General features: G+C 74.1%; 12 protein-coding genes. 1 reads left to right on the forward strand and 11 read right to left on the reverse strand.

What is annotated here, in order from left to right; translation table 11 throughout:
* From ACZ44S_RS26055 to ACZ44S_RS26100, 10 genes are all read right to left on the reverse strand, one after another.
* A complete protein-coding gene (locus tag ACZ44S_RS26055) occupies positions 1-585 on the reverse strand; it encodes a hypothetical protein (RefSeq protein WP_466933017.1) in 585 nt (194 codons plus the stop codon).
* Positions 582-2,711, reverse strand: a complete 2,130-nt coding sequence (locus ACZ44S_RS26060) for a hydantoinase/oxoprolinase family protein (RefSeq protein ID WP_466933019.1) — start codon at positions 2,709-2,711, stop codon at positions 582-584. Before ACZ44S_RS26060 ends, ACZ44S_RS26055 begins: the two co-directional genes overlap by 4 nt.
* A 102-nt stretch (positions 2,712-2,813) precedes the next feature.
* Positions 2,814-4,412, reverse strand: a complete 1,599-nt coding sequence (locus tag ACZ44S_RS26065) for an FAD-dependent oxidoreductase (protein WP_466933021.1) — start codon at positions 4,410-4,412, stop codon at positions 2,814-2,816.
* A 60-nt stretch (positions 4,413-4,472) separates the two neighbouring features.
* Positions 4,473-5,594 carry a LacI family DNA-binding transcriptional regulator gene (locus ACZ44S_RS26070; RefSeq protein WP_466933023.1) on the reverse strand — a complete coding sequence of 374 codons (1,122 nt, stop codon included), beginning with the start codon at positions 5,592-5,594 and terminating at the stop codon, positions 4,473-4,475.
* Positions 5,595-5,725: 131 nt separating this feature from the next.
* Positions 5,726-6,529, reverse strand: coding sequence for a transferase (locus ACZ44S_RS26075; RefSeq protein WP_466933025.1), 804 nt, complete (start codon positions 6,527-6,529; stop codon positions 5,726-5,728).
* Complete coding sequence (locus ACZ44S_RS26080) at positions 6,526-7,791, reverse strand: glycosyltransferase family 4 protein (RefSeq protein ID WP_466933027.1); 1,266 nt, start codon at positions 7,789-7,791, stop codon at positions 6,526-6,528. The genes ACZ44S_RS26075 and ACZ44S_RS26080 overlap by 4 nt, the downstream gene beginning before the upstream one ends.
* A 74-nt stretch (positions 7,792-7,865) precedes the next feature.
* Positions 7,866-8,267, reverse strand: a complete 402-nt coding sequence (locus ACZ44S_RS26085) for a hypothetical protein (protein WP_466933029.1) — start codon at positions 8,265-8,267, stop codon at positions 7,866-7,868.
* 60 nt (positions 8,268-8,327) lie between these two features.
* Positions 8,328-9,320 (reverse strand): alpha/beta fold hydrolase, encoded by a 993-nt coding sequence (locus ACZ44S_RS26090; protein WP_466933031.1) that lies wholly within the window; start codon positions 9,318-9,320, stop codon positions 8,328-8,330.
* A 137-nt stretch (positions 9,321-9,457) separates the two neighbouring features.
* Positions 9,458-9,985 (reverse strand): MarR family winged helix-turn-helix transcriptional regulator, encoded by a 528-nt coding sequence (locus ACZ44S_RS26095; protein ID WP_466933033.1) that lies wholly within the window; start codon positions 9,983-9,985, stop codon positions 9,458-9,460.
* A 33-nt stretch (positions 9,986-10,018) separates the two neighbouring features.
* Positions 10,019-11,104, reverse strand: coding sequence for a PP2C family protein-serine/threonine phosphatase (locus ACZ44S_RS26100; RefSeq protein WP_466933036.1), 1,086 nt, complete (start codon positions 11,102-11,104; stop codon positions 10,019-10,021).
* A 477-nt stretch (positions 11,105-11,581) separates the two neighbouring features.
* Between ACZ44S_RS26100 and ACZ44S_RS26105 the strand changes: the two genes are divergently transcribed.
* Positions 11,582-12,097, forward strand: a complete 516-nt coding sequence (locus ACZ44S_RS26105) for a hypothetical protein (protein WP_466933038.1) — start codon at positions 11,582-11,584, stop codon at positions 12,095-12,097.
* A gap of 48 nt (positions 12,098-12,145) precedes the next feature.
* On the opposite strand, the gene pgm is transcribed toward ACZ44S_RS26105, so the two are convergent.
* The gene (pgm, locus tag ACZ44S_RS26110) at positions 12,146-13,786 is read right to left on the reverse strand and encodes a phosphoglucomutase (alpha-D-glucose-1,6-bisphosphate-dependent) (protein ID WP_466933039.1); all 1,641 of its coding nucleotides are present in this window, start codon (positions 13,784-13,786) and stop codon (positions 12,146-12,148) included.
* Positions 13,787-13,889 lie beyond the last annotated feature (103 nt).

Here is a 13,889-nt window from a genome sequence, read left to right on the forward strand (position 1 = left end):
TCAGTTCTCTTTTCCTGCGGGGCGGGGACGGTCAGGGGCGGCGGCCGCCTCGGCGAGCGCGGCCGTCAGGAGCAGCGGGCTGCGACCGAGCCCGCAGACGGTACGGGCGTGGGCGTGGGCGGCGATCTCCTCCGCACCCGCGACGTGGCCGGGCACCCGGAGCCGGCCGAGGCGCAGGGCGGTGTGGCCGAGGGCCCGCTTGAGCGCGGCGCGCTCGGGGCCGTGGTGGAGGTGGACGTGCGCGGTCTCGTGGGCGAGGGCCGCCGCGCGCACCGAGCCCGGCGGGTACCAGGCGCGCCAGCCGCGGTCGTCGACGAGCCGTTCGGCGAGGGCGAGGGTGTCGGTGTAGAGCTCGACGGTGGGCGGGCGGGAGGTGTAGCGGGCCAGCAGTCCCCGTGCGAGGCCGTCGTCCCGCTCGACGATCCGGGCCGTGCAGGGGAGGGGGGCGAGACGGGAGCCGAACGCGTCGGCCGCGTGGGCCCACCGGCGCAGCAGCTCCGGGTCGCGGCCCTCGTGGGTGGGGGTGCCGGCCAGCAGGCGTACGGCCCACTCGATGTCGTCGACCGCTTCCAGGGCGGTGGTCATGTCCGTACCTCCAGGACGGCGACGACCGGCTCGTCCGCGGCGCGGGTGCGCAGTTCGCTGCGGGCCAGCGCCAGCAGCGGCTGCGGATCCAGGACGCCGGAGAGGTCGGCGATGCGGGAGCCGAGCAGCAGCCGCAGGGCCGGTGCGCGGACGCCGCCGTCGCCGTAGGAGGTGGTCTCGGCCACGAGACGGGCGAGGACTTCGGGGGCGGCGGCCACGGTGGTGGTCTCCACCCGGGCGTCGGGGGCGTGGTGACGTACGACCCCGTCGGCGTCCACGACCCGTACGGGCTGCCGGGCGGGCCGGAACCGGCGGCGGTGCTCGGTGCCGTACACGGTGTGCGCGGGGGTGCCGGCGAGCACCCGGACCAGGGAGGGGTCGGTCTTGAGGCTGGTGGCCGCGAGGCGCAGCCGTTCGGTGTCGTCGGTGCGGTGGGTGCGGTCCTGGGTGCGCAGTTCGGTGGCTCCGGTGGCGATGGCGCGCACCGCGTGGGTCTGCGGGTCGACGGTGACCTCGACCTCGACGCCGTCGGGGGCGGCGCCCTGAGCGACGACGGCCCGTTCGGCCTCGGCGCGCACCGCGAGGATCTCCTCCTGTCCTGCGCCGGGCACGATCCGCTCGACCTGTTCCCGGACCAGGGCCAGGGCGACGCCGATCGGGCTGATCACCTCGTTGTGCCGGGCGATCCGGCCGGTCATGCCGGCCCGTCCGGCCAAGTGCGGGGTGACGGAGGCCGCGCCGCCGCCTCCGCCGACGAGCACCGCGGTGTCGGTGTCGAGGCGGTACGCGCGGACGAGGGTGTCGACGACGGACTTCACCTGATCGGTGCCCGCGTCCAGGAAGCGCGCGGCGGCGCCGGCGACGTCGGTTCCGAGCGCGGCGGCGAGCGGCGCCAGGGCGGTGCGCGCGGTCTCGGGGTCGGCGTGGGCGAAGTCGCCCTCGGGGACGCGGCCGAGCGCGTTGGCGGCGCAGGTCATGGTGAGGGCGTACCGGCCGCCGGCCGCGTCGATCACGGCGTAGTCGCCGGGATCGCCGGGGAGCGGGCGCACGGTGGTGAGCGTGGCGTTCCGCAGCTCGTCGGGCGTGGCGAAGCAGGCGTACGGCAGTCCCGCGATGTGGGCGCTGCGCGGACCCGCGGCGATGACGCGTCCGCCCGCGATCCGCAGCATGGAGCCGCCGCCGACGCCGACGGTGCGCACGTCCAGGGCGTTGAGGTAGGAGGTGCGGCCGAGCACGGTGGCGTGGCGCACGGCGACCCTGCCGCGCCGGACGACGCTGATGTCGGTGGACGTGCCGCCGGTCTCCAGGAAGACGCCCTCGCTGACCCGTTCCCGCATCAGCGCGCCGGCGACACCGGCGGCCGGTCCGGAGAGCACGGTCAGCAGGGGCCGGCGGCGCATCTCGTCCAGCGACATCACTCCTCCGTCGCAGCGCATCACCATCAGCGGCGCGGTGACGCCGGCCTTGGTGATGGAGGCGTCGACGAGGTCGGCGGTGGCGAGCATGCGCGGCAGGATGGCCGCGTTGACGACGGCGGTGCGGGTGCGCTTGTGCAGCCCGTACAGCGAGGTGATCTCATGGGCCGCGGTGGTCGGCAGTCCCGAGGCGCGGGCCGCCTCGGCGACGGCCTGTTCGCCCTCGGGCCGGTCGACGCCGAACGGTTCGGTGGCGACGAGGGCCCGGGCTCCGGCCTCCGTCAGCCGGTCGACCGCGGCGCGTACGGCGGAGGCGTCGTCCGGATCGGCGATGTGTTCGTAGAGCAGGGGGAGCCGTTTGCCGGGGGTGAGTTCGAGCTTGGCGAGCGCGGCGAGGCGGCGGGTGAGCACGGCCGGGAAGCCGGTGCCGATGCCGAGCAGCCCGACGGTGGCGACGTCGCCCTCCAGCAGCGCGTTGGTAGCCTGGGTGGTGCCGTGTGCCAGGAAGGCGATGTCGGCGGGCGCGTGTCCGGTCTGCCGCAGCAGCCGGTCGAGCGCTTCGACGATGCCGTGGGCGACACCGTCCTCGTGATGGTGGCTCGTGGGGACCTTCACCTGGCCCACGAGGCCGAGCGTCGTGGCGTCGACCGCCACGGCGTCGGTGAAGGTTCCGCCCACGTCGATGCCGACGCGGATGCGGTGGGTGGTCATGTCCGGGCACCTCCTTGTGCTGGGTCGGTCCGCGCGCGCGGGCGGTCACCGGGCGGGGCAGCTCCACCTGCCCCGCCCGACTCCCCCGCGGCGCGGGGCGGTTCAGTAGCCGCGTACGTCGGGCCAGTGGCGCTGGACGCCGCCGCGGTCGAGCAGTGCTGCGAACTCCTCGAACCGTTTGTCCTCGGCCTGCACCTCGTGCGGTTGGACGTTCTCGGTGAGGCAGTGCGCGGCGAGGGCGCCGGCGACTTCTCCGACGTTCCACTCCACCGGGTGCAGCCGGTAACAGCCGTTGGTGATGTGGGTGGTGCCGATGTTCTTGCCGGCAGGCAGCAGGTTGCGCACCCGGCGGGGCACCAGGGCGCCGAGCGGGATCTCGAAGGGGACCGAGCCGATGTCGACGTAGGTGTCGCCGCCGGTGGACGGGTGCAGGTCGATGCGGTAGGCGCCCACCCCTACGGAATCCCGGTGACGGGTGCCGCCGTAGGGGCCGACCAGGTCGATGGCCACATCGTGCTCGGTGACGGTGGTGACCGCCTTGATGCGCCGCGACTCCCGTACGTAGGCGGCCTTGGCGAGCCCGTCCGCGGTGCCGGTCACGTCGGGGCGCAGCCGCAGCCCGGGAAAGCCGGTGCCGCCGTCGGTGCGCGGTGCCTCGGTCTGCAGCCAGTACAGCACCGAGAGGGACAACTGCCGTGCCTCGCGCAGTGCTTCGGTCTCCTGGCCGATGTAGGGCTTCAGCCAGTAGTCGTTGAGCGGCCAGTTGACGAGGGTGATGTCGGAGTCGAAGGCGCCCTCGGTGTGCAGCCTGCGGGCGAGGATGCGGCGGAAGCCCCACAGCTCCTTGTCGCCGGCGTCGGCGCTCTGGTCGGCGTGCACGGCGAGCGGGTCGAGGTCCGGGTTGGGGACGAAGGTGCGCGGCACCGGTTCGAGGGTGCGGGGGTCGGGAGCCTCGAAGCCGAGGAGGGGGCCCGGCCAGAAGCCGGGGCGGTAGGAGCGCCAGAAGTCGTAGTCGGCGGGGCGGTCGATGGTGTGGTCCTCGCCGTCGTGGTGGGAGAGGGCGAAGCAGACGGTGATGCCCTGCTGGTTGTCCGGCTGGGCGCGGTCGGGGGCGTGGGGTTCGTCGAACTCGGCGCGGGACTCGGCGCCGTCCGCGTGCTCCACGCCGGCCAGGTGCAGGAGTTCGCCGGTCTCGGTGGCGTCCAGGACGTAGCGGCCGGTGAGGACGCGGCGGGTGCCGTCGCGGAGGTCCTGCACGGTGACGGCGCGTACGACATCGTTGTCGGTCTCGGCGGCGACCGGCCGGTGCTCGGTGAGGACGGTGAGGCGTCCGGCCGCCCGGTGCGGGGCGAGCATGGCCTCGAGGACCGCGAGGGCCACCCGGGGTTCGTGGCAGAGCTTGCTCACGCGGCCCGCGCCCGGGTTGAGTTCGGTCAGTGCCAGGGCCTCGGCGCGCAGGGGATACCACTGGCGGTAGTGGCGCCGGATGCCCTCACGCAGCCGCCGGTAGCTCGCGGTGGTGCCGAACTGCTCGACCCACGGGTGTTCGTCGGGCGGTACGGCCTGGCTGGTGAGCTGGCCGCCGATCCAGTCCGTCTCCTCCGTCAGGACGACGCTGCGCCCCGCCCGGCAGGCGGCGAGTGCGGCGGCGACCCCGCCGAGTCCGCCGCCCACGATGAGGATGTCGGCTTCCCGTATCACGCTTCTCCTTGCTGTGCGTCGGTGCGGCCGGCCGCCTGCAGTGGGCGGCCGGCCACGGGGTCAGGTGGCGGCCGGCCGTGCGGGCGGCGGGCCCGCCGTCCGCCCCGGCCGGAAGGTGCAGGTGACGAGCTTCTTCCCGGCCGGTTCGCCCGAGATGAGGGCGGACAGCAACCGGACGGCTTCGGCGCCCAGTTGGGGGCGCGGGATGTCGAAGCCCAGCGGCGGCGGTTCCCCGGCCAGGTCCGCGGGCGGGCTGCCGAGCAGGGCGAGCGACACGTCGTCGGGGCAGCTCGCCCCGGTCTTGTCGACGGCGGCGCGCAGGGCCCGCCAGGCGGCGCCGGTGTCGGTCTCCTCGGCGACGAAGGCGGTGACGCCCTCGTCGAGCCACTCCCGTACCCGCTCGGCCGTGATCTCCCGGCCGGGAGCTCCGGAACGGCACACCGCGCCGGGGCCGTCGGGCAGCCCCGCGGCCCGCAGCCCCTCGCAAAAGCCGCGCTCACGGTCGGCGGAGGCGGGGGCGTCGTCGTCCTCGCGGACCAGCAGGACGCGGCGGTGGCCCAGTGCGGCCAGCGCGGTGACGACGTCCCGGCTGGCGCTGACGTAGTCGGCGCCCACCCAGGCCAGGCCCTCGGGTTCCGCCCGGCGGCCCAGGTGGACGACGGGGAAGCCGTCGGCGACCAGGCGGCGCAGTTCGTCCGTGGGGGCGTGGCGGCCCAGGAAGAGACAGCCGTCGGCCAGCCGTACCCGGTGGAGCGCGGAGGACTCCCCGGCGCCCGCTCCCCCGGTGCTCGACCCGGTGAACAGCACCAGGTCGTAGCCCTGTGCGGCGGCCTCCTGCTCGACGCCCACCAGGAAGGGGTAGTAGGAGTGCCGGACGTCGGTCGGGAAGGTCGCGGTGAAGCTGAACACGCCGAGCAGGTTGTTGCGGGCGGCGGCCAGCCGGCTGGCGGCCGGGTCGGGGACGTAGCCGAGGCTCCGTGCCGCGTCCATGACCTTGCGGCGGGTCTCCTGCGAGATCGCCCGTCCGGTGGCGTCGTCGCGGCCCGACAGCACCAGGGAGACCGTCGCCTGGGAGACCCCGGCCAGCTCGGCCACCTCGGCCTGCCTGGGCCGTGACCGGCGTCCCGCCGGGGCGGGGGCCCTGCCCGGTCTGGCCCGTCCCCCGGCACCGTCCTTGGCCACCTCTGCTCCTTCCGACCGCGTTAATGCGCATTAGGTAATGCGCATTAACCAGCAATCTGAAGGAGCGGGCGCGAGGGGTCAAGACCCCTGACGGAACTGACGACCCGTCACATGACAGGCCGCTGTTGAAGTCAGCTCGCGGCGGTCACCTCGACGGAGAGGTCGTTGTCGACCGTGTAGTAGGGCCGCACGACGGATCCGCCCACGGTGACCTGGGGATAGACGAACGAGCCCTTGCGATCCGCCAGATCGTCGAGGATCCGGCCGACCCGGATCAGGGGCGCCCCGGGCGCGGGGCGGAGGAAGACGTTCCAGACCCGGGCGCCGCCGTCCTCGGCCACGAGTGCCCCGTAGTCGACGGTGAACGTGAAGTCGCCGTCCTCCGCCGGCCGCACGGGGACGTCGCGCACCGTGTCCTTGTCGCCCCGCAGCCGCAGCAGGGCCACGGCAGCCGCGGAGAGCGGGGCGCCGTGCGGCCGGACGCGGACCGTCATGGCCCCGTCGGCGATGGCGATGGCGCCCGCCTCGGCGTGGGCGGTGCGCCGCCAGGCCCGCAGGGAGAGAAAGCCGTCGAGGGTGGTGTAGGGCACCCTCACCGCGACCGGTGACGGCCGGTCGCGCGAGCCGCCGTCGACGAGCGCACGGACGTCGCGCAGACCGGGGCGCAGCCGTTCGCGTTCCGCGTCGGGGCCGCGCAGCACATACGCGTCCCAGCGGCCCTCCTCGAGCGGGGGCCCCGGTTCGAGCACGGCGCCGAACGCGCCGTCGTCGCCGGCCGGTTCCAGGTCCAGCACGCGGGTCTTCTGCTCGGGCCGGCCCTTCTTGGGGCGGAGCGCCAGCAGCAGCCGGGGGTGCGTGGCCGACGGCAGCCTCAGCCGGAAGGTGACTCCTCCACCGGTGTCGGCGCAGCAGTCGGCGCGGGGTTCGGTGCTCATCGGCGTCCTTTCCGTACGGTGCGCAGCGCGCCGGATGCGGCGGCGCGGACGAGGTCACGGGCGGCGTAGCCCCCGGTGCGGAGGGTGTGGGGCAGCCCGGCGAGCGCGGGTGTGCGGTGTCCTGCGCCGCCGCGGGCCTCGATCGCCTCCTGGAAGAGGCGTTCGGCCTGCGCGACGACCGGGCCGGGAGCGAACCGACGTGCGTTGTCCAGGGCCGCCCCGCCCATGCGGCGGCGCCGCTCGTCGTCGCGGACCAGGTCCAGGAGGGCGGCGCCGAGGGCGGCGGCGTCCCCGACGGGCACCAGCCTGCCGTCCACGCCGTCCTCGATGATCTCCCCGGGCCCGTAGGGGCAGTCGGTGCTCACCACGGGCAGTCCGCAGCGCATCGCCTCGACGATGGTCATGCCGAACGGTTCGAAGTCGGAGGCGCAGACGCCGATGGAGCCCTTGACCCACTCGGCTTCCATAGGGGTCGCCGCGCCCATGAGGAAGACGTTGTTCCACAGGCCGAGCTGCTCGATCCGGGCGCGCAGCCCCGCCTTCTCCTCGCCCCTGCCGTAGATGCGAAGCTGCCAGTCGGGGTGCTCGGCGACGACCCGGGCGAACGCGTCGATGATCAGGTCGTAGCGCTTGACCGGGACCAGCCGGCCCGCCGCGATCACGATCCGGCCGGTGCCGTCGGCGGCGGACAGCGTGGGGTCGGGGACGCTGTTGGGCAGCGCCTCCACCCGGACGCCGGGGAGCCGCATCTTGCGGCGGTAGGAGTCCGCGTCCGCCCGGGTGACGGTGGTGAGCACGTCGAGCCGGCGGTAGGCGCGGCGCAGCACGGTGCGCAGCCCCGCGTGGTGGTTGTCGAGGGTGAGGTGTTCCTGGCCGACGCGCAGGACGCGGTCGGGGGCCTGGAGGGCGAGGTGCACGTTGAGCCCCGGCCGGGTACCGACGACGACGTCCGCGTCGATGTCCCGAAGGCACGCGCCGATCCGCTGGTCCGTCAGTTCGCTGTACTGTCCGTGCCGGTACTCGGCGGACGGGAACACCTTGGCCGGTCTGCCGTGCAGGGGGTGGTCCTCCTCGTGCCGCAGATCCACCAGCGCCCGAAGCCGCACCCGGGGGTGGAGGGTGAGGCTGGGACGCTCCCGGTTCCGTAACACCGAGACGATCTCCACGTCGTGCCGCTCGGCCAGCGCGCCGGCCAGGTTGAACGTGGTGGCGATCGTGCCTCCGATCGCATAGGCGTTATGGAGCAGGAAGGAGATCTTCATGGCGGACTAGACCGCGTTCGGCGTTCAGGAGTTGTCCGTTGTTATCAGTCTGTGGCCGTGGTGGTCACATGTGGTCAACTGCCGGGACGGCGGCTCTGGATGCGCATCCCGGGACGGCGGCGGTGCACGGTGAGGTAGGTCAGGCCCTCGGTGCCGGCGGCGAGGCTTCGGGTGGAGCCGTGCGGGAGCCAGGTGAGGGTGCCGGCGGTGAGGGCGCGCGGGCCGTCGGGGGCGGTGAGGGTGCCGTGGCCGGCGAGGACGAGCAGGAGGACGTCGAGGTCCGGTTCGCGGTGGGTGTCGACCCCGTGTCCGGGCGGAAGGTGCACGACGTTGGCGTCGAGCTGGCGGCCGGACTCCGCGAGCCGCCACAGGGCACCGGCGGACGCGTCACCGGCGGCGGCCAGCGCGGCCGTGTCGCACAGGATCCGCGGGAGGGGCACCTCGTCGTCCGGTCTTCCGCTGCTCTCCGACGTCATGAGGTGTCACCGTGCCCTGTGCGTGGACGCGCTGTCCGCGGTCGCCTTCCACATGGGAACCTAACACGCAGATTTGGGCAGCGCGCTGAGCCAGTCGGTGAGGATGCGGCCGGTCTCGGCGGGGCGTTCCTGCTGGAGCCAGTGTCCGCATCCGTCGAGGATGTGGGAGGACACCAGGCCGGGGAGGGTGACGGGGAAGGCGCTGATCGCGTCGGCCATCCAGGTGGTGGACGCGTCGAGTGCTCCGCCGATGAAGAGGGACGGCTGGGTCACGGGCGCGCCGTCGTGTTCGGCGAGGTCCTCCCAGTCGCGGTCCATGGAGCGGTAGCGGGCCAAGGCTCCGCTCATCCCGGTGCGTTCGAACTCCCCGGCGAGGACGTCGAGGTCCGTCTCGCTCAGCCAGGCGGGGAGACGGCCGGCGGGGAACCGGTCACGGAGGGTTCCGCCCGGGCTCACGAAGTGGGGCAGGGGTGCGCCGGGTGCGGGCATGGTGTCGCCGGACAGCGCCGCATAGAACCCGGCGAGCCAGCCGCGTACGTCGGGCTCGATCTCGGCCTCGGCTCGGCCCGGTTCCTGGAAGTACGAGACGTAGAACTCGTCGTCGCCGCCCATCGAGGCGAAGACCGTGCTCGGCCTCGGGCCGCCGCGCGGCGCGTACGGGACGCTGAGCATGGCCACCGCGCGGAAGACGTCGGGCCGGATCAGGGCGGCGTTGGAGGCGACGGCCGATCCCCAGTCGTGGCCCACGATCACGGCGGTTCGTTCCCCGAGGGCGTGCACCACGGCGACGGCGTCCGCCACCAGTTCCCGCATCCGGTAGGCCTCCGCGGCGGCCGGGCGGGAGGAACGGCCGTAGCCGCGCACGTCGACCGCCGCCGCGCGGTAGCCGGCCGCCGCCAGGACCGGCAACTGGTGGCGCCAGGAGTACCAGGACTCGGGGAAGCCGTGGACGAGCAGCACCAGGGGGCCGCTGCCCTGCTCCACCACGTGTGTCCGGCCGGCGGGCGAAGGGACGAGCCGGTGCGTGGGACCGTTCGCCGGGTGCTGTGACATGTGAGCTCCAGGGTTGTCCGCGGTCTCCGGGCCGCTCTGTCCGCGCGGCGCCGGAGCTCGTCCGTCGAGCATGGCCGCGGCGGCCTCGGCGGGACGAGCGGTGTTGCCGGTCCGGCAAAAGAGGGCGCCCGCCGGGCTCAACCGCCGTGCGCGCCCGCCCCGTCCATCGCCCAGCCGAGCGGGTACGGTTCCGGTTCGCCGGCGGGCGGTTCGCCGCCGGCCTCGTTGAAGGCGGTCAGCGCGCCGACCAGGGCGGCCCGCTGCCGCGGGCCCAGCCGCTCGACGATCGCTGCGATCTCGGCCCGGCGGCGCGCGGTGACGTCCTCGACCGTGCGCCGGCCCTCGTCGGTGAGCCGCAGCAGTGTCTCCCTGCGGTTGACGGGATTGGTCTGCCGGTCGGCGAGGCCGGCCGCGATCAGCCGGTCCACCATGCGCATGGCGGTGGACGGGGCGACATGGAGCAGGTCGGCGAGTGCGACGAGCTTGGTGGCGCCACGGGTGGAGAGCACCATGAGCATCCGGAACTGCGGCAGCGTCACCCGGTCCTCGACGGCGGCCAGGGACCGCGCCGAGACGGCCACCAGCAGCCGTGAGGCGGTCAGCACCGCGCGGGTGACCTCTTCGACGTCGTCCAGGGCCCCGTCGGGGGCCGCACGCTCCGGCATGTGTCCTTTGTACCTCCCTCCAGGAGCCGCGGCTCATCCGGGAGCGGGCCCCGGCTCCTGATGCCGGTGGTAGCGGAGGAGGAGCATCGCGGCGTCGTCGTCGGGCGGCCCTCCCGTGTGCTGGACCAGGTCCTCGCGCAGGCCTTCCAGGGCGCGGTGCGCGTCGGGTTCCTTCAGCAGGTGCGTGCGCTCGCCCAGCGGGTAGAAGCGGCCGTCGCGGTCGCGGGCCTCGGTGACGCCGTCGGTGTAGAGCAGCAGTTGCTCACCGGGGGCAAACGCCACCCGGTAGGGCTGCGGGCCGTCGGCCCCGTGCGCGGACAGGCCCAGCGGCAGCGCGAACGCCGGCGGCTCGGGAAAGTCGGCGCGGCCGTCGCGGCGCACGAGCAGGGGCGCCGGATGGCCGTAGTTGAGGAGGACGACCTCGTGGTCGGTGCCGATCTCGGCGAGAACGGCGGTGACGAACCGCTCGCCCTCCAGCTCCCGGGCCACGCTGCGCTCCACGCGCTCCCCCAGCCCGACCAGGTCGGGCTCGTCGTAGGCGGCCTCCCGGAACGCGCCCAGCACCACGGCGGCCGTCTCGACGGCCGCCAGGCCCTTGCCCTGCACATCGCCGAGGATGACGCGCACACCGTGCGGCGAGGCCACCACCTCGTAGAGGTCACCGCCGATGCGGGCCTCCGCGACGGCGGAGGTGTAGGAGACGGCCACCTGCACGGGGCCGGCGGTCAGCGGCACCGGCCGCAGCAGCACCCGCTGCGCCACCTCGGCGATCGACCGCACGCTGGCCAGCTCCGCCTCCCGCCGCGAGCGGGCCACGGCGGCCGCGATGCCGACGCCGGTCACCCCGGCCACCGACACCATGGCGGTGTAGCCCCGGGGCTTCACGAACAGCCCGTTGTACAGCCCCAGTCCGATGCAGAGCAGCAGCGCCAGTGCCCCGATCACCGCGGTGCGGCGCCATCCCCCGACCAGCCCGGCGAAGGCAGGCCCGAGCGACACCAGCGGCAGCAGTCCGATCGTCGGCCCCGCCAGGACGTCGACGACCGCGATCACCGCCATCACCAGGATCGGCATCCAGGCCAGCGCCCGCTGGCCGGGGGGCGGTTTCACGTCGGTCATGCACTGCTCCAGCGGTGTCGAGGGCACTCGAGAGCCGCCCGTTTTCTCCGCAGACGCCCCTCCCCCACCTTTAGACTATGCAAAGGTCGCGGGGCCGTCGTGACCCCCGTGACGGACCTTTATCCAATCGAGTCCCGGCTCGCGGACCGGGCAGGCACGCGCGGCGCCCCGGACGGGACTGTCCGGGGCGCCGGTCCGCGGCAGCCGCTTCCCCGTGTGCCGCGGCGCTTGCGGTGCGGTCATCAGAGTGGCACGTGCGGCAGGCGGTGCGGGGGCGGCCGGGAGGCGCCGTCAGCCGGCCGTAAGGATTGCGGGGGCGTTTTCTCGCTGTATCGGCACGAACGGCCGCATCGGGAGTGAACAGCGGCCCGGCCCCCTGTCCTTCCGTTTTTGCGCTGTGCAATGATCCTGGCGGGACCCCGGCGCGTCGGCCGAGAGGCCGTCGCGGGCTCCCGCGCATGAGAGGAATGAACCCACGTGACCGCGCAGACCCCGGGCGCCGGCGGACCGCCGGACGAGCACGACGGTACGCCGTCCGTGCCCGAGGACGTCTGGCAGCGGTTCCTCGACGACACCGAACACGCCATCCGGGCCACCGCACCCAGGGAACCGTCGGCGCGTCAGCGGACCCCGTGGACCCGGCCGGAGCCTCCCGACCCGGACGGTGCGGCCCCGGCCGACGCCGGGGCCGCGGCGGTCGGTGATCTGTGGCGTCCCGACGACCCGTGGGAGGGCCCGTCCTGGCGGGACATGGACCGTCGCGCCAGGCTGCGCCGCGTGGGACGCGTGGTGGGCACGGCCGCCGCGATCGCCCTGGCTCTGGGCGCGTGGTCCCAGTTGTCCACCGGGGCCGGAGCCCCCGTCGAGGGGCCCGGCGACGACACCGTCCTGCAGCAGTCGGAGGTGGCTCCCGCGGAGCTGCCCACGGCGACGTCCGAGCCGCCCGGCGTCTCCTCTCCGCCGCCCTCCGGCCCCGCGGTCCAGGCCGGCTGAGGTGTCCCGGCCACCTGTCACGGGCGACCGGGACGTACGGGGTCCGGCTCAGCCGCCCAGTGCCGCGAGCACCACGGACCGGGCCTCCTCCTGCACCCGGCGCAGGTGGTCGGGGCCCTGGAACGACTCGGCGTAGATCTTGTACACGTCCTCGGTGCCGGACGGGCGGGCGGCGAACCAGGCGCTGTCCGTGGTCACCTTGATGCCCCCGATGGACGCGCCGTTGCCCGGTGCCTCGGTGAGCACCGCGGTGACCGCTTCCCCCGCCAGGGTGTCCGCGGTGACCTGGGCCGGGGAGAGCTTGGCCAGGCGGGCCTTCTCCTCGCGGGTGGCCGGGGCGTCGATGCGCTCGTAGGCGGGTTCGCCGAAGCGTGCGGTGAGCGTGGCGTAGTGCTCGGAGGGCGTCTTCCCGGTGACCGCCGTGATCTCGGAGGCGAGCAGGGCCAGGATGATGCCGTCCTTGTCGGTGGTCCACACCGAGCCGTCCCGGCGCAGGAAGGAGGCGCCGGCGGACTCCTCCCCGCCGAAGCCGAGGGAGCCGTCGACCAGTCCGTCCACGAACCACTTGAAACCGACGGGGACTTCGACGAGTTCCCGCTTCAGATCGGCGGCGACCCGGTCGATCATCGCGGAGGACACCAGGGTCTTGCCGACCCCGGCCGCCGCCGGCCAGTGCTCGCGGTGCGCGAAGAGGTAGCCGATCGCCGTGGCGAGGTAGTGGTTGGGGTTCATCAGACCGGCGTCCGGGGTGACGATGCCGTGCCGGTCGGCGTCGGCGTCGTTGCCGGTGGCGATGTCGAAACTGTCACGCCGGCCGATGAGGGACGCCATGGCGTGCGGCGACGAGCAGTCCATGCGGATTTTGCCGTCCCAGTCCAGGGTCATGAACCGCCAGGTGGGGTCGGTGAGCGGGTTGACCACCGTGAGGTCGAGCCTGTGCTGTTCGGCGATCCGGCCCCAGTAGGCGACGGACGCCCCGCCCAGCGGGTCGGCGCCGATCCGCACGCCGGCCGACCGGATCGCGTCCAGGTCCAGCACGTCGGGCAGGTCCGCGACGTAGGTGCCGAGGAAGTCGTAACGTCCCGTGCCGGGTGCGGCGAGGGCTCGGGCGTACGGGATACGGCGGACGTCCTTGAGGCCGCCGCGGATGATCTCGTTGGCCCGGTCCTGGATCCAGCCGGTCGCGTCCGAACCCGCCGGGCCGCCGCTCGGCGGGTTGTACTTGAACCCGCCGTCGGCGGGCGGGTTGTGGGACGGGGTGACGACGACGCCGTCCGCGAGGCCGGTGGTGCGGCCCCGGTTGTGGGCGAGGATGGCGTGCGAGACCGCCGGGGTCGGGGTGTAGCCGTCGGCGGTGTCGATGAGCACCGTGACCCCGTTGGCGGCGAACACCTCGAGGGCCGTGACCCGCGCGGGCTCCGACAGCGCGTGGGTGTCGGCGCCGAGGAAGAGCGGACCGTCGGTCCCCTGCCCGGCGCGGTATTCGCAGATGGCCTGGCTGGTCGCGGCGATGTGGTCCTCGTTGAACGCGGCCGCCAGAGACGAACCGCGGTGTCCCGACGTCCCGAACGCGACGCGCTGTCCCGGATCGTCGAGGTCCGGGTGCAGTGCGTAGTACGCCGTGACCAGCCGAGCGACGTCGACGAGATCCTCGGGTCCGGCCGGGCCGCCCGCTCGCTCGTGCTGCATGTGCCCACTCCTCCGCATGGGTTGATTCTTCGCTTGCGGAGACATCTTTCCTCGTCGGGACCGCAGCGCGCGAGTGGGCCCGGCGCCCGAGGGCGGCGCCCGG

This window comes from Streptomyces malachitofuscus (genome assembly GCF_055571035.1).